Below are 17,732 nucleotides of genomic sequence, written 5' to 3'. Positions count from 1 at the left end.
AGATGAAAAAAATATCACAGGAACAAATTGACAAAATAATATCTAACACAGACATAGTTGATATTGTTGGCTCATTTTTAACTTTGACAAAAAAAGGTCAAAGTTATGTTTCAGTATGCCCATTTCATCAAGATACAAACCCTTCAATGAATATTGAGCCTAGAAAACAAATTTTCAAATGTTTTGCTTGCAATGCAGGAGGTAATGTTGTAACGTTTATTCAAAAATATAAAAAAATCTCTTTTTATGAAGCATTAAAATTATTGGCTGATAAATTAAATATTGAATTAGATATTGATAATTATATTGAATATCAATCAGCAAGATATTCTGAAGAAGATGTCAAAATTTTTGATATTTTAGAAAAAGCTAATTCATATTTTAAATTAGAATTTAATAAAAATAAAAACAACATTATTAAAAATTTTTATAATGAAAGAAATTTAAACCCCGAAATAATTCAAAAATTTGATATAGGTTTTGCATCAGGCGAGAATTTTGAGTCTGTTTTTGAAAAAGAACTTAAAAATAGTCCAGATTTATTAGTAAAAGCAAGTTTAATAAATGCTAACAATAAAAATCAAATATTTAACAAACGTATAACTTTCGCAATCCGAAATAGTGAAAACAAAATTGTTGCCTTTAGTGCTAGGACAATAATTAATGATGAAAAACCTAAATATCTTAATAGTAGTGAAAGTAATTTATTTAAAAAATCAAATATTTTATATAACTATTTTAATGCATCACAAGAAAATGATAAGGAAATAATTATTTGCGAAGGACAATTTGATGTTATTGCGCTTTACAAAATAGGAATAAAAAATGTTGTTAGTTTAATGGGTACTGCATTAACACCTAAGCATTTTTCGTTGTTAAAAAATAAAAAAATAACATTGTTTTTAGATGGTGATGATGCGGGTATTAGTGCAACATTAAAATCAGCCAAGTTTTTAATTAGTCATGGAATAGATGTCAAAATTGTTCAAAATAGTACTCGTCAAGATCCGGATGAAATACTAACTAAATATGGCGAAGAATATTTAAAAAATCTAATAAAAAACGCTACAAACGCTTTGGATTTTATTTATGAATATTTGTCTAAATACTATAACTTAATTGCCTTTAACAACAATAAAATAGATTCAATCGTCAATTTTTGTAAAGAATTTGTAGAATATTTACAATATAAGAAATTAGATATTCAAAATTATTATAAAAGCAAAATTAAAAGTGAATTTAAATTTGATATTGAAGTAAAACAAAAAGTGACAGAAATTGGACAATATAATTCACAAGAAATATATTTACCAGATGAAAATTATGTTCCATTTGAAAACGAAGAATTATTTTATAATCCTAATTATCCAGAACTAGTTGAAAATTATGAAAATTTAATTTTTCAAGAAACAAACAAAACTGCAAAATTAAAAATAGCTAATCCAAAAAAGAATGATATTGAAAAAATAGATTGAGTAGATAGACTTTTTTATATTTTATTAACTTATCCAGATTTAATACCTTTATTTATAGAAAAAGAAAAAAAGAAAAATTTAGACTTGATAAATTATGATGATTTTATCGAAAAAGATGAGAAATATAACAAAATAATAAATAATAATAAAGACGAATTGATAAAATTAAAACACAAATTACAAAATGATCAATATGATATAATTGTTCGAGATTTCTCTTTAAATATGAAAACAGAGGAGATTAAAAAACAAAATTTCGAGGAATTGTATAAACTTTGTCAAAGAGAAGCTGATAAAAAGTTTTGCGAATCATCAAAAACAATGGTAAATACATTAGCTAAAGATAAAAAGATTTTTAAAGACTTTAGTGAAAAGATCAGAAAGATAAAAAAAAGGTGAGATAATGAATAAAAAACACGACATAAAAACTGCGATTTCAATGATTAAAAAATATGCTAAATCGCTCAAAAAAAATAAAATAACTCAAAGTGAAATATATGAATATTTAGATCAAGTTAAAATTGAAATTCCAGATGATTTAATGGACGAAGTTCTATCAGAATTATTTAATCAAGGAATTATTGAAGATGAAAATGATGATGGAGACTTGGATGATGTTTCAATTGATGATCTTGAAAACGAATTACCTGATCACTTAGAAAAAAACGATGATGAAAAAGAACTTTTAGACTCAGAAGACGAAATTATCAATGATGATATTATTGATGTAGATATTGATGATGACGGTGATGAATACAATATTGATGATTATGAAGATGATGAAGATTCACATAAAAGATCAAAAAATGAAGACGATGAAGATTTAGATTTAGAATTTTATGATCATGAAGAAGTTATATTAAGTGATGATAAAAATAAAGTAAAAAAACAAGATTTAACTAATAAACTTACTGAGACCAACGACATTGTTAAATGATATATGCGTTGAATAGGTAAATACGGAAAACTGCTAACACATGAAGAAGAAAAAAAATTAGCCACTGAAATGGAAAAGGGTGGCTTTAGAGGAAAAAGAGCAAGAGATAAACTAATTAAAAGAAATTTACGTCTTGTTATAAACAATGCTAAAAAATATAAAAATAGAGGTTTGAGTTTTATTGATTTAATTAGTGAAGGTAACTCTGGAATAGTAAAAGCTGTTCAAAAATATAATGTAAGCAAAGGATTTAAATTTTCAACATATGCAACATGATGAATACGTCAAGCTATCACTCGTGCTGTTGCTGATCAAGCTAGAACAATTCGTGTTCCAGTTCATATGGTTGAAACTATCAATAAAATAACCAAAATAGAACGTGAATTACAACAAGAATTAGATACCGAACCTACAGATGAACAAATTGCAGAAAAATATGGTAATGGCTATACAGCAGAAAAAGTTAGATATATTAGAAAAATTAATATTGATCCCGTGAGTTTGGATAAACAAATAGGAAAAGAAAATGATTCATCATTTAGTGATTTTGTTAAAGATGAAAGCGTTGTAAACCCCGTTGATTATGCCGCCAAAGAAGAATTACAAGAATCATTAAACAAAATATTAGAAGAAACCTTGGAAACTGAAGAATATAATTTAATTTGTAAACGTTATGGTGTTGGTCATGATGAAAACGGACTTAGATTTAGAGTGCACTCATTAGAAGAATTAGCAGAAGAGAGAGGTGTTTCTAAAGAAAGAATTAGACAAATTGAAAATAAAATATTAAGAAAAATTAAAAGCAATACAAGAAAAAATAAATTTCTTAAAGATTATTTTAGATAGAATGCAAATTAGAAAAATAACTAAATATTTATTAGAAAAATATCCATTGGATAATAAAGAAATTTGAGATCCTAGTGGATTTTCTGTAAAATTTAATTTGTCTGAGAAACTTAGAGGTGTTGTTGTTGCCTTAGATTTAACTAGCGAAGTAATTAATAAAGCTCTTCAAATAAATGCTAATTTAATTATTACACATCACCCTTTTAAATTTGAAGAAACATGAGAAGATGAACAAATTAAAGCTCCATATAAAGAAAAAATATTACAAATATTAAAAGCAAAAAGAATAAATGTAATTGCTTGTCATACTAATTATGACAATGACATAAATGGAACTAGTCACCAAATAGTTAATTTTTTAAATTTAGATAAATTTAAAATAAAATATGAAAAACAATACCCTTGTTTAATACAATACTCTACAACACCAAATAATATTATTAATCTAATAAACAGTACTTTTGGTTATAAATCATTTAGAACAAATATTGATACAAATAATATGAATACAATTTATAATAAAATAGCCTTTTTATCTGGTTCAGGTTATGTTGCAGAAATAAACAAATTAAACAGTGAAGGCATTGACTTATTTATTACAAGCGATATTAAATGAAGTGATTGAATTGTTTACAAAGAAACTAATGCAAAAATAATTGAAATACCACACCTAGATGAAGAAGTTTTCACATATGATATATATAAACAATTAAAAACTAAATTTCATTTAACTAATATTGAAATAGTTAAAATTGACGAACTCTATATAAATATAACTAAATAATGTAATACAAAATCACAGTAGTTCAAATTTGTTAAAATGAACTATTGTGATTTTTTATATTTAAATGACATTATTTCTTATTAACTTAAATAATACCAAATGATTTTTAAAGCAAGATTTTTCAATTGTAATTTTCAGTATTATGTATATAAAAAAATCAAAAGTTGTTTATAAACAATTGGATAAGAAAATAATTTTAAAATATTGAAATGTTTAAAAATATAAAAATTATTTATATATAATTAAACCAACTTATGGGAACAAAAAACAAAATTCAAATGATTATGGAATACTTATTAAACCTAATCAAAACCGGAAAAGTAAAAACTAATGGAATCATGCCATCGGAACATCGTCTTATGATGCGTTTTGATTGCTCTAGAAGTATTGTTGTAGCAGCTTATCAAAAACTTGAAGCGTTTGGAATAACTTATTCAATTGCAAAAAAAGGTCATTTTGCTGCTGAAAATTTTCATAATCTTATAAAACCTCTTAGTTTTTTATTAAATTGTACAAAACAAGAAGGTATTGAAGATAAAAAAGTCAAGGAATTGCCAAATTGAATTCAACAAAAACATTTAAGTCTTGTTAAAGACTTTAGAAAATTCAACAAAAATTATTATCGTAATGATGAAATAATTGCTAAATCTGAAATTTATGTTTCAACAAAAAGTATTAATTTTGATAAAAAAATAGATTTATCTAAGTCTATTCTAAATAAATTAATTAAAAACAAGAATTTGAATAATTTGGTATATTCATTGGAATATGAAGACGTTGACAATATGTTTGGTTATCAAAAAATAGTTGTTATTACAATGTTTGGTTATGATAATGATAGCATTAATATTGCAGGTAAATATTATATACATCCTGATTATTTTAAATTCTTTCACCAAGAATTTTCATTGAGATAATATAATCTTTTTTCAATCCGCAAGAAAACAATATATTTTATTATGATAAAAGAAAAATATTATTATAATAAAATTATGAATTTAAAAAGAATATTTACAATGCAAAAAGAGCTTGATGAAGCTATTAAAAATCGTAACGATTTAAAACAAATAACTAATAAAGAATGAGAAACAATGTGAACTCTTGCGCTTTTAGTAGAAACTGCAGAATTTGCAAATGAAGTTCAATCTTTTAAATATTGAAAAGCACATAAGAATATTAATAAAGAAAAAATACTTGAGGAGTTTGCTGATATTTTACATTTTCTAGGTTCATATGCATATAAATTAAATGTTAATCCTGAGATTGAACCACTAATCGTTTCTGAAGACATTAATGTTCAAATTTGTTCTTTATTTTCAACAATATCTGCGGGCATTAATAACTTAAACAAATATAACATTGGACAAATGTTAGCTATGTCATTAGGTGCTGCCAAAATGTTAGGTTATACTGAAAAAGAGATAACTGAATGATATGAAATAAAAAATAAAAAAAATTATGAAAGAATTCAAAATAAATATTAGAGGTAAGTAATGAAAAGAATTTACTTAGCTGGTGGTTGTTTTTGAGGTGTTCAAGCCTACTTTAAAACTATTAAAGGCGTTATCTTCACAACTGTAGGTTATGCAAATAGTAATATCGAAAATCCTACATACCAAATGTTGAAAGAAGAAAAAAGCACTGCTGTAGAAACAACAGAAGTATATTATGATGAAAATCAAATTTCTCTTAGCGAAATTATTATTAAATTATTTGATGCAATAGATCCAACTACATTAAACCGCCAAGGACCTGATTTTGGAATACAATATCGTTCAGGTATATATTATGAAATATCAAGTGACTTAAAAATAATTAAACAGGTAGTTAATGAATATCAACAAAAATTAAATAAACCTATAGTTACAGAAATTATAAAATTAAAAAATTATTATTTAGCAGAAGAATATCATCAAAATTATACAGATAAAAACAAAAATGTAATTTGTCACATAAAGTTTTAATTAATCTAACATATGTTAGATTTTTTTATTAAAAAATAATCTCAAATTGAGATTATTTAAATAATTTGTCATAAATTTGTTCATATTTTTCAACAGGAACAAACGTTATTGCATCTTTAACTTCATGAGGAATATCTTTTAAATTTTTTTCATTATTTTTTGGAATAAACACTGTTTTTACACCTTTTTTGAATGCAGCAAATGATTTTTCTTTTAATCCGCCAATTTCTAAAACTCTTCCTCGTAATGTTATTTCACCTGTCATTGCAATATCTTGTGGAACAGGTTTATTCGATAATGCTGAGATAAGTGCTGTTGTAAATGTAACTCCCGCACTTGGTCCATCCTTAGGAACAGCACCCTCAGGCACATGGACATGAATTTCATGAGAATCAAAATCAAAATCAATTCCAAATTTTTCAGCATTTGATCTAACATAAGTTAATGCAATATTAGCAGACTCTTTCATAACATCTTTAAGCGAACCTGTTAATTTAATTCCACCACTTTTACTTGCAAAAGGACTTACTTCTATTTGTAATGTTGTTCCACCTATTGAAGTATATGCTAAACCATTAACTACACCAATTTGTGGTTCTTTATTTTGCATATCTTCACTAAATTTAGGTGTTCCAAGTAAATCTTGAATATTGTGTTTATTTATAACAAATTCATCAAGTTTTTCACCAGCAACAATCCTTGTAACTATTTTACGTGCTATTTTATCAAAACATCTCTTTAATCCACGTACGCCAGCTTCAGCGGTATAAAATTTAATAATAAATTCAATAGTTTCATCATCGATTTGGAATTGTTTTGGAGTAATACTTGCTTGTCTTGTTGTAGCATCTATTAAATGTTCTTTAGCTATTTTAATTTTTTCATTAATTGTATAACTATTTAATTCAATAATTTCAACACGATCTAATAATGGCGCAGGTATGTTTTCATAATAATTTGCTGTTGCTATAAACATCACTTTAGATAAATCATATTCATGTTCTAAATAATTATCTTGAAATTTGGTATTTTGTTCAGGATCTAAAACTTCCAACATAGCTGATGATGGATCTCCTTTGAAATCTGAACTCATTTTATCTATTTCATCTAATAAAATAAGAGGATTGGATACATTAGCTCTTTGAATTGCTTTAATAATTTTACCTGGCATTGCACCAACATAAGTTCTTCTATGTCCTCTTATTTCAGATTCATCATGGACACCACCTAAACTAATTTTAATATAACTCTTATTTAAGGCTTCTGCAATTGCTCGTGCTAATGATGTTTTACCAGTACCTGGAGGACCAACTAATGTTAATATTGGAACATTATTATATTCTTTTTGTACTTTTGCACCTTGAGAATCTTCCTTAAATAAATTCATATCAATTTGATGATTTTTATCTAAATTAATTAAAGAACTATCTTTACCATTGAGAATGGTGTTTTTATGATTGATAATCAATGAAAGATATTCAATTATCCGTTCTTTAACCTCTTTTAAACCATAATGATTTTTATCTAATACTTCACGAGCTTTTTTGATATCCAATGTTTCAATTTCTACTTTTCTTCATGGTAATTGTTTTAACACATTCAAATATGCTTGAGTAATATTTGCATCAGGTGTACCAGACATCATTGATTTTAATCTATCTTTTTCCGAAGTAATTAATTTAAGAACTGAATCTGGGAAAATCATTTTAGTTTTTTTATTTGACAACAATTTACTGAACACTTCATCATCACTATCAGATTCTGGTGAAGTCTCATTTAGACTTTCTTTAATTGCTTTCATTTTTTCAAGCAATAAAAATTCTTTTTGTTGTCTTTCTAAATTATTTTTTACTTTTTTATTAATTTCATCTTCTAAAATATTTTCGTAAATATAATCTTTAGTTTCTTTTGACTTATCACTTTTATTTAATTTTTTAATTTCATTACTTACATCTGTTTTTTTATTAGCACTTTTTTTAGAAAAAGATTTATACAATTTGATTTTTGAAAAAATTGCTTTTTCCTTAGGTGTAAAATCCGTTAAGTTATAAAATCCTTCAAGAATTTTTTTAACAATATTTAATTGTTCAATAATTGATTTTGATGAAATAATCTCATATCTTTCTCGATTTCCTGCAACAGAATATAAAGCTAAAGGAACAACAATAGCTCCTGGGTTTTCGAATCCATCTGTATTATCAGCTGATGCTGTTAAAACAGTATTAATTCATTCTTCAGATGTATATTTCATTCCACTTTGAATTAATCTATATTTAACACATTTTGGTCACAAATGAGATTCTACTAAAACTGTTATCGCTTCTTCTAAAGCGCTCATATTATTAGTCATATAATCCATTGTTGAAAAATTTGGATCTGTTATTTCTTCTTCTGTAAATGGTAAATAGTTTTTTACATCTAGTGAGGTACAATATGCAGCATCGTTATAAATATTTTTAGCCTTACTATCATTCATAGTCATAATTGAAGAATTATCAATTAAATGTACATCCTTACATTCAATTGAAAGTAAAAATTTATTTTTACCTTTTACTTTAGTTATTTCGTTTAATTTACAATAAGAAATTTCAGATTTAACTTTTATATTATTAATATCAAATCCTTTGTCAGAACTATCAAAATAAACCATAAATAATGATTCTAATTTTTGATTTTTCTTATTTTTATCAATTTTTTGATACAAATCTACCAATTGATTTAGATATTCCATTGTTCAGAAATTACCATATGGTTCTACTTCCAAAGTAATTTTTTCAGTTGGTAAGATTACCAATTGCTTTAATTTTTTATTATTTATATCGATTAATAACATTTTTTCTTTTAATTTTGTCATATTACCTCCATAGATATAATAAATATTTTAGCACTTTATTTCAAAGAGTGCCAAAAATAATCAAATTATTTATTTATATTTTATAATAAATAGAAAAAACTCCAAAAAAGCAAAAATATATTACTTTTAAGGGGTTTTAATTTTTAATTACAATATTAATAATTTTATTTGGAACAAATATTTCTTTGATAATTAATTTATCTTTTAATCATTTAGAAACTGTTTTTTTAGCTTGTTCCATAACAAAATCTTTATTATTATTTGAAACCTCTATTTCAATTTGTGCTCTCATTTTTCCATTAATTGTAACTGGATAAACAATTGTATCTTGTGATAACGCTTTTTGATCAATAGTAAAATCTTTTAAATTTTCTAGATCAAAATATTTAGAACTTAATTCTCAAGACAAATGAGGAATAAATGGTTCTAAAACATTTAATAAAACATAAAACATTTCTAAAATTAATTTTTCGTCTTCAATTTTTTCATAATTATTTAAAACTTCCATTGATCATGCAATTAATGTATTAAAACTATATCCATTTTTACGATCAGTATAAATTGATTCTTGTTTAATTAAAGCTTCATAAAGTTTCTTTCTTGCAAGTTTCTCTTCTTTTGATAATAAAGATAAATTTATATTTTTAAAATCAACGTTTTTATTTTTTATTAAGTTAGATTTTTCAATCAATCGACGTATAAATTTAGAGCATCCCTCAATACCTGAAAAATTTCATTCTAATTCCTTTTCAGGAGGTGCGGCAAATAAAATAAATAATCTTAAAGTATCAGCATTATATTGCGAAATGGTTTCAACCGGGCTAACAACATTTCCTTTACTTTTTGACATTTTAAAACCATCTTTAAGAACCATTCCTTGTGTCAATAAATTATTAAAAGGTTCTCTAAAACTTATCATTTTTAAATCAGCTAAAACTTTTGTAAAAAATCTTGCATACAACAAGTGTAAAATGGCATGTTCTACACCTCCGATATACTCATCTACTGAATTTCAATATTTTAACTGTTTTTTACTAAAAAGACTGTTTGAACGCTCTTCTGGTGGTGTTGTATATCTCAAGAAGTATCAACTTGATTCAAAAAATGTGTCAAATGTATCTGTCTCTCTTTCAGCTATTCCATCACACTTAGGACATTTAGTTTTTATTCAACTCTTATTAGTTAATAAAGGATTTCCTTGTCCTGTGAATTTAACTTTTCTAGGTAATTTAACTGGTAAATTTTCTATTTTTTCAGGAACTATTCCACATACTTTACAATGTATCATTGGAATAGGAGAACCTCAATAACGTTGCCTACTAATACCTCAATCCTGCAAATTAATTTCTGATGCTTTTTTAAGTTTTATATTATCTTTATATCTAATATTTTTAATTTCTAATGGCTTAATATTATTTGCGACTGCAAATTCTTCATAACTTTTCAATTTTGAAGTGTTAACTAAAATTGTTTTATCTATTTTTCCCAAAGTTGCGAAATCAGAAACATATATTTCATAAATCATATCATTGTAAGAACATGTCACTTCTAAAGGTAACATTAGCGATAACTTATTAGAAAAATCCTTAGACTGTGCTCTATTTTTAATACTTTCTAATTTTGAAATATCTGTTTTAGATAACATTTTTTTATTTATTAGTTCTTTAATAAGAGGATGATTTGCACTAATAACAATGAATTCCATATTTTTAACTTCATCAAAATTTTTAACAAATACTTCTAAATCACTTTTAAAATTTTTTATTTTATTTTGTAATTTAAATTTAGCTAAAAAACCCTTTTCATAACCTATTCAATTTTTTTGCATTAATAAAACTTTTTCAGGTCAATGATCTTTTAATTTGTCTAAATCATTTTGTAATTCTTCAGCATAATTTCTAATTTTTAAATAATATTGTTCCATTTCTTTTTGAACAACCAATTTATCACATCTTCAACATTTGCCATCTTCAACTTGTTCATTAGCTAAAACTGTTTGATCTTGTTCACACCAATTCAATAATGCTTTCTTTCGATAAACCAAACCTTTTTCTCACATTTTAATAAAAATATATTGTTCTCATTTTGTATATTCTTCATCGCTAGTAATGCATTGATAATCTCAAGCAAATGAAATTCCTAATTGTTTTAATTGTGGGTTCATTTTTTTAATATTTTTATACGTTCAATCTTTAGGATGAATTTGATTTTTAATAGCTGCATTTTCCGCTGGTAAGCCAAAAGCATCCCAACCAAAGGGATGTAAAACATTAAATCCTTTTCTTCTATAAAATCTAGATAAAGCATCTCCTAAAACATAGTTTCTAACATGTCCCATATGTAAATTGCCGCTTGGGTAAGGAAACATACTCAATATATATTTTTTAGGCAGTTTATTCGAAATTTTAGGTTCAAAATATTGACTATCTTTTCAATATTTTTGTCATTTTTTTTCGATTTGTGTGTAATTGAATTTTGACATAATTCTCCTTAATGTATTTTAGTAATTTTTAATTTTTAAAAAATTGGTTTTGGTATTAATGGACATAAATGTATAGATTAATATTGCATTTACAGTTAAATTGATTAAATTAAACACAAAATATAATAAAAATGATCCTAAAAAATAATTATTACTATTAAAAAACATGTATTTAACTTTATGATACTCTAATAAAAAAGAAGTTAAAAAAGGTGATTTTGTAATTTTAAATAAATAAAAATAAAGTGGGGTAGTAATAAAAGTATTTAAAACTAACATAATAGTAATTGTTATAGTAGAAGAAATAATTAAACATATTAAAAGAGTAATTAACTCTCATTTAATAATGCTTTTATTTTTGTCATCAAGATTTTCTATATTAATATTTTGTTTCATCTTACGGTATTTAAAAAATTTAAAAGAGATAAAAAATGTTAAAGAAAATATAATTTGCATGATAGCTAATATGCCATTTCCCAATATGCCAGCAGAATCATACCCTAATGTACTATATGCAGGACCTATTATAAATAGTAATATTATTATTGATAATCCATAAAAAAAACCTACATAATGAAATGCAATTAAAATTGCAATTAAAGAAAAATCAAATTTTAAAAAATAACCAAAAGGTAAAAATTTACTTCCAATAAAATTTAACAAAATGGCTAAAGTTAAAAGCAAACCTGTTTGTGTAATTTTTAAAACAACTGGTTTTTTGTAGAATAAACTATTTGGTTCCAAATATTCTGTCCCCCGCATCTCCTAAACCAGGTTCTATATATTTGTTATCATTCAACTTAGAGTCTAATGATGCTAAATAAATATTAAAATCTTTTCCAAAAGTGTTTTCAACTTTTTTAACACCCTCAGGGCAGCCAACCAAACAAACTAATTGTATGTTTGTAAAACCATCATCTTTAAGCTTTTGAATTGCATCTACTGCTGAGTTTCCTGTTGCAAGCATAGGATCAACAACAAAAATTGAACTATCTTTATCAATTTCAGGCATTTTATAGTAATAAGTTTTTGGTTGATGAGTAATTTCATCACGATATAAACCTATATGTCCAACTCTAGCCTCAGGCACTAATTCTAACAAACCATCAGTCATACCTAATCCAGCTCTTAAAATTGGAACAAAAACTATTTCCTTATCAAAATCATAGCCATCATATTTCATATTTAATGGTGTTGTAATTGTTCTTTTTTTAGTTTGATAATTTCTTAAAACTTCAAAAACCATTAATGAAGCAATTTCATTTAAATTTCTTCTAAATCTAGAATGATTTGCATTTTTATCTCTCATACTAGTTAATTTAATTTTTATTATCGGATGTTCTAATAAATGTAACATTTTATTCCTTTCAAGATTATTTTTATACTAAAAATAATACCATAGATAAATAAAAATGTTTTCAATTAGAAAACACATTTATTTTGCTAAAATATTTTTTATTTAAAAAACAAGCATTGCTTTTTTACTAAAATATCTATAAAAAAGCTATTAACAGATAAAAAATATTTTATTTTATATTATTGATTTTATCTTCTATTTTGCCTATTATTATGTTTATCAATAAAGTAAATAAAACAATTAAAAATATAGCAATAATTAATCTTATATAAATATTTAAATTGCTGAAACTTGAAAAAATGATAAACATAAATAAAATAAATAAAGGAATATTTATATTAAAACTTTTAATTGATATTATTTTAAAAATATAAAAAGCTATATTTAATAAAGTTCCAACAAATATTATTATGAAAACAATTAAATAAACATATAAATCATTAATAATTTTTCTATTTTGAAAATCATTTGAACCAAATATTCATATTATCATCATAGGCAAAATAACAAAAATTATGGTAAAAAGAATAGTTGTTAATGGCTTGTAACTTTTTATTTGTTTTTTTTCTTTTCTATTCATATTTAATTCTTAATTTATTTAACATATCAATAAATTCATCAAGTGAAATTGTATGAGTGTCATTTTTACCATATTCACGATATGAAATGGTATTTTCTTTCATTTCTTTTTCACCAATTATTAATTGAAATTTACTTTTAGAAACTTGGGCATCTCTAATTTTTTTATTTAATCTTTCATCTCTATCATCAACTTTAACCCTAAAATTGTAATCAAATAATTTATTTTTAATTTCATTACAATAATTTAAGTTTTCCTCTAAATTAACAGGTATTATTGTTATTTGTTTAGGTGCTATTCAAAATGGTAAAACGCCTTTTGTTTGTTCAAGTAAAATAGCAACAAAACGTTCATATGTACCGATTAAACCTCTATGAATCATAACTGGACGAACTTCTTGTCCATTTTTATCTATATAAGAAAGATTGAAGTTTTTTGGTTGTAAAAAATCTAACTGAATAGTTGAAACAGTAATTTCATGTCCTAAAGCTGTATCAATTTGAATATCAATTTTTGGACCATAAAATGCTGCTTCTCCTGCAACTGTTTCATATTTTACATTCATATCATCAAGTGCTTTTTTCAACATTTTTTCAGCATTATCTCACATATTATCATCTGCAAAATATTTTTCTTTATTATTTTTATCTCTTAATGAAAGTGAAATATAACTAATATCTATTTTAAAAATAGAAAGCATTTCTTTTATTAATTTATACATTAATTTGATTTCGCTTTCAATTTGATCTTCTCTAACAAATAAATGACCTTCTGTTAAAAGCATTCCTCTTACTCGTTCAAGCCCTGTTAAAGCTCCTGATTTTTCATATCTATATAATTGACTTTGTTCAGAATAACGAATAGGTAAATCACGATAAGAATGTTTGTTCATATTATAAACAACAATATGGTGAGGACATGTCATAGGACGAGGAATTAGTCTTTCCTTTTCAACAACCAAGGGTGAAAACATATCTTCTTTATAATGCGCTAAATGACCACTAGTTTTATATAATTCTTCATTACCAAAATGAGGGGTTAAAACTTCTATAAAACCATATTTTCTATCCATTTTTAGAACAAGATTTCTAATTTCATTATGAATATACATTCCATCTTCAAGTCATATTGGAAATCCTTGACCACATAAATAATGAGTAGCAAAAATATTTAAATCTTTACCAATTTTTCTATGATCACGTTCTTTTCTATCATTTAAAATTTCTAAATAATTTGTCAATTCTTCTTTAGTATTTCAACATGTACCATAAATCCTAGTTAATTGAATATTATCGCTATTACCACGTCAATATGCTCCAGCAATACTTAATAACTTAAAATTTTTAATTACCTTTGTATTCTCAACATGTCCACCTGCACATAAATCTTTAAAAACAATTTCTTTATTTAAAGGATCTTGTAATGCATAAAAAGTTATTTCTTTATTTTGAGCTTTTAATTCATCATAAAGTTCTTTTTTATAAGGTTTATTAGTAAAATCAAATTCACTTTCATCAATTTGAATCGTTTGTAAATTACGACTAGCTAATTTTTTCATTAATTTTTCAACTTTATTCAATTCTTGAACACTAAATGGTTCTTCAAATTCAAAATCATAGTAAAAACCTTCATCTGTTGCTGGTCCAAAACCTAATTTTACATTAGGATATAATTTTTCAATAGCAGCACCTAATAAATGGCTAGTTGTATGATTTAATTGTTTATCAACTTTAATTTTCATTTTTTATCCTTCTCTTGTTTTATTTAAAACCCATTTTAACTAATAAATCTGAAACAATAGGTTCACAAATTTCTTTTGCTTTTCTAGCACCCTCTAAAACGACGTCATCAACCATTTTTAATGCTTTTTCATAATTAGCTTGAATTTTTATTAATTCTTCTTTTACAATTGTTGCTACTTCTGTTTTGAATTCTGCATAATTAGCTTCTTTAAATTTTATAGCTGCATCTTCTAAAGATATATTTGCTAGCGAGGCATAAATATTTAATAAATTTAAAACACCTGGTTTGTCATCAGAAATATAAACTTTATTTTCGCTATCTGTTTTAGCTTTCATAATTTTTGAATAAGCAACATTTGGGTCATCATCTAAATAAATTGTTGCTTTTGCACTTTTTTCACTTTTTGACATTTTGTTTTCAGGATTAGTTAAAGATTTTATTCTTGCTCCTACGGGAGGAATCATTCCTTGAGGCATTTTGAATTTAGTTTTATAATTTTTGTTTAATCTTTCAGCAATTGTTCTAGTTAATTCTAAATGTTGTTTTTGATCTTCACCAATCGGAACATAATCAGCATTATAAATTAAAATATCTGCTGCCATTAAAACAGGATACATCAACAATCCAACAGGTATTTTTTCAGTTCCATTTTCTTGTTTTTCTAATTTTGAACTTTTATCCTTAAATTGAGTCATTCTGCTTAATTCACCGATAGCAACTTCTGAAGTCATTAATCATTGAGCCACAGCATGTTCATAAACATCTGATTGATAAAATATAACGCTTTTTTTAGGATCTAAACCGCATGCTAAATACATTGCGACAATTTCTTTTCGAGCCTTTTTTAATTCTTTATTATCAACCTTTCCAGTTGTCAATGCATGCAAATCTGCAACAAAATAATAAGCATCATAATCATTTTGTAATTTAACAAAATTTCTTAATGCGCCAATATAATTACCTAATGTTAAATTACCAGTTGGCTTAATACCACTTATTAAACGTTTTTTGTTCATTTTTACCTTCTTTTTATTTGTTAAATAACTTTAATATATTTTACATTAAAATGAGTAACAATTGATATAATAAAATTATGAATAAAAAAGATAAATTTTTAATTACATTATTGACAATATGTACATTTGGTTTATGTTGATTACATTGAAATAGAAAAAATAAAAAACTAGCTTTACAAAAAACACAAAAAGAAAAAATTAAACTTCCTTCATCTGTAAAAATAGACGAATTAATACATTTATTAGGCACAAAAGACAATATTAAGGAAATAAGCCACACAATATCAAATCTAAAAATCAGTTTTAAAAATAAAAGCAAAATTGACATAAATAAAATAAGTAAATTAAAATACGTAACAGGTATTATGTCAAATAGTGACAAAATAACATTAGTTGTAGGAGATATTGCGGAAAAAATATCTACGGAGATTAATAATAAAATTAAATAATTTTACTAATAGAACTTTGAAATAGTTTTATTAGTAAATTTTTTATTTATTAATAAATTGATTTTTATACTAAAAAATGTAAAAATAAATATTAAATATTAGATTATAATTATAAGTAGAGGTGATAAATGCTAATTAAAAATGTGAAAATTGTTAATTTTAATGAGACTATCAATAATGCTGATTTGATTATTGAAGATAATAAAATTAAAAACATCATTAAAAAAGATGGATACGGAAAAAAAATATTAATGCCAGGTTTGATTGATACTCATATCCACGGTTTTATGAATGATGATGTTATGGATAGTAAAGAAGCTGTTGAAAGAATTTCAATTAATCTTGCAAAAAATGGAATAACTTCTTTTATGCCGACAGCTATGACGAACAGTTGAGAAAAAATATTAAAATCACTCAATCATATTTCGAAAGCAAATTACAAGGGAGCTAAATATATAGGCACTCATATTGAAGGTCCCTACATTGGAATAGAAAAAAAAGGTGCTCATAAACCTGAATGACTAAAAACAGCAACAAAAGAAAATATAGATGAATTATTAAAAGCAAGCGAATACAAGTTAAAAAAAATAAGTTTTGATCCTAAAATGCTAAATAACGAACTAATAAAATATTTAGTAACAAAAAATGTAATTCCATCAATAGGTCATTCAGCTGCAACCTATAAGCAAGCTCAAGATGCATATGATGCTGGAGCAACATGCACTTGTCATTTATGAAATGCGATGAGTGGAGTTGATTCACGAAATCCGGGTTTAGCAGAGGCTAGCCTAGAAAATAAAAACGTATATGCTGAAATGATTATTGATTTTCAACATATATGTCCTGAAACTATTAATTTTTCTATTAAACACAAGGGCATTGATAAAATTATGTGTATTAGCGATGCTATAAAACCAGCATATATTGAAGATGGTCCTTCAATTTCAGGCGGGATTAAAATTAACAAAAAAGGATTATTAATTACATTAGATGGCACAAATACAATTGCGGGAAGTGGCATTTGCATTTATGACTCTGTTAAATTTTTAAGACAATTAAATTATTCATTCAACGATATAGTAAAACTTACATCTTACAATAGTGCAAAAAATTGCAATTTAAACAATACCGCACTAATTAAAGAAGGTTATGATGCAGATTTTATAATTTTAGATGAAAATACATTAGATTTAGAAGAAGTATATATAAATGGAATTAAAATAAAATAAATATAAAGGAAGATAT

The 17,732-nt window shown here is 24.6% G+C and carries 15 protein-coding genes; 8 read left to right on the top strand and 7 right to left on the bottom strand.

The window, feature by feature from the left end; genetic code table 4:
• Positions 1-2 precede the first annotated feature (2 nt).
• The 6 genes from dnaG to msrA all read left to right on the top strand — a co-directional run bounded on the left by dnaG (position 3) and on the right by msrA (position 6,006).
• Positions 3-1,886, top strand: coding sequence for a DNA primase (dnaG, locus tag T388_RS0100890; RefSeq protein WP_027120465.1), 1,884 nt, complete (start codon positions 3-5; stop codon positions 1,884-1,886).
• Positions 1,879-3,258 (top strand): RNA polymerase sigma factor, encoded by a 1,380-nt coding sequence (locus T388_RS0100885; protein WP_027120464.1) that lies wholly within the window; start codon positions 1,879-1,881, stop codon positions 3,256-3,258. The genes dnaG and T388_RS0100885 overlap by 8 nt, the downstream gene beginning before the upstream one ends.
• 1 nt (position 3,259) lies before the next feature.
• Entirely contained in the window at positions 3,260-4,042 is a 783-nt protein-coding gene (locus tag T388_RS0100880; RefSeq protein WP_027120463.1) for a Nif3-like dinuclear metal center hexameric protein, read from the top strand.
• Positions 4,043-4,296: 254 nt separating this feature from the next.
• Positions 4,297-4,959, top strand: coding sequence for a GntR family transcriptional regulator (locus T388_RS0100870; RefSeq protein WP_036456764.1), 663 nt, complete (start codon positions 4,297-4,299; stop codon positions 4,957-4,959).
• A 75-nt stretch (positions 4,960-5,034) separates the two neighbouring features.
• Positions 5,035-5,526 (top strand): dUTP diphosphatase, encoded by a 492-nt coding sequence (locus T388_RS0100865; protein WP_027120461.1) that lies wholly within the window; start codon positions 5,035-5,037, stop codon positions 5,524-5,526.
• A gap of 9 nt (positions 5,527-5,535) precedes the next feature.
• Positions 5,536-6,006 (top strand): peptide-methionine (S)-S-oxide reductase MsrA, encoded by a 471-nt coding sequence (gene msrA / locus T388_RS0100860; protein WP_027120460.1) that lies wholly within the window; start codon positions 5,536-5,538, stop codon positions 6,004-6,006.
• 52 nt (positions 6,007-6,058) lie between these two features.
• Here the strand turns inward: msrA and lon are convergent, their stop codons facing one another.
• The 7 genes from lon to trpS all read right to left on the bottom strand — a co-directional run bounded on the left by lon (position 6,059) and on the right by trpS (position 16,038).
• Positions 6,059-8,860 carry an endopeptidase La gene (gene lon / locus T388_RS0100855; protein ID WP_084489739.1) on the bottom strand — a complete coding sequence of 934 codons (2,802 nt, stop codon included), beginning with the start codon at positions 8,858-8,860 and terminating at the stop codon, positions 6,059-6,061.
• A 136-nt stretch (positions 8,861-8,996) separates the two neighbouring features.
• A complete protein-coding gene (locus tag T388_RS0100850) occupies positions 8,997-11,342 on the bottom strand; it encodes a class I tRNA ligase family protein (RefSeq protein WP_027120458.1) in 2,346 nt (781 codons plus the stop codon).
• An 18-nt stretch (positions 11,343-11,360) separates the two neighbouring features.
• Positions 11,361-12,104, bottom strand: a complete 744-nt coding sequence (locus T388_RS0100845) for an MPN527 family putative ECF transporter permease subunit (protein WP_156930244.1) — start codon at positions 12,102-12,104, stop codon at positions 11,361-11,363.
• A complete protein-coding gene (upp, locus tag T388_RS0100840) occupies positions 12,073-12,699 on the bottom strand; it encodes a uracil phosphoribosyltransferase (RefSeq protein ID WP_027120456.1) in 627 nt (208 codons plus the stop codon). Before upp ends, T388_RS0100845 begins: the two co-directional genes overlap by 32 nt.
• A 169-nt stretch (positions 12,700-12,868) precedes the next feature.
• A complete protein-coding gene (locus T388_RS0100835; protein WP_027120455.1) occupies positions 12,869-13,279 on the bottom strand; it encodes an MAG3450 family membrane protein in 411 nt (136 codons plus the stop codon).
• Positions 13,272-15,020: a threonine--tRNA ligase gene (gene thrS / locus T388_RS0100830; RefSeq protein WP_027120454.1), complete on the bottom strand. Its 1,749-nt coding sequence runs from the start codon at positions 15,018-15,020 to the stop codon at positions 13,272-13,274. The genes T388_RS0100835 and thrS overlap by 8 nt, the downstream gene beginning before the upstream one ends.
• Before the next feature lie 19 nt (positions 15,021-15,039).
• Positions 15,040-16,038 (bottom strand): tryptophan--tRNA ligase, encoded by a 999-nt coding sequence (gene trpS / locus T388_RS0100825; RefSeq protein ID WP_027120453.1) that lies wholly within the window; start codon positions 16,036-16,038, stop codon positions 15,040-15,042.
• Between the two features lie 77 nt (positions 16,039-16,115).
• Between trpS and T388_RS0100820 the strand changes: the two genes are divergently transcribed.
• Positions 16,116-16,487, top strand: a complete 372-nt coding sequence (locus T388_RS0100820) for a PTS sugar transporter subunit IIB (RefSeq protein ID WP_027120452.1) — start codon at positions 16,116-16,118, stop codon at positions 16,485-16,487.
• Positions 16,488-16,615: 128 nt separating this feature from the next.
• A complete protein-coding gene (nagA, locus tag T388_RS0100815; protein WP_027120451.1) occupies positions 16,616-17,716 on the top strand; it encodes an N-acetylglucosamine-6-phosphate deacetylase in 1,101 nt (366 codons plus the stop codon).
• Positions 17,717-17,732 lie beyond the last annotated feature (16 nt).

The organism is Mycoplasmopsis lipofaciens ATCC 35015 (genome assembly GCF_000686585.1).
In the GTDB taxonomy this organism is placed as follows: Bacteria; Bacillota_I; Bacilli_A; order Mycoplasmatales; family Metamycoplasmataceae; genus Mycoplasmopsis; species Mycoplasmopsis lipofaciens.
Note: the sequence above shows the minus strand (reverse complement) of the source record. Positions and strands in the feature narration are given on the sequence as shown.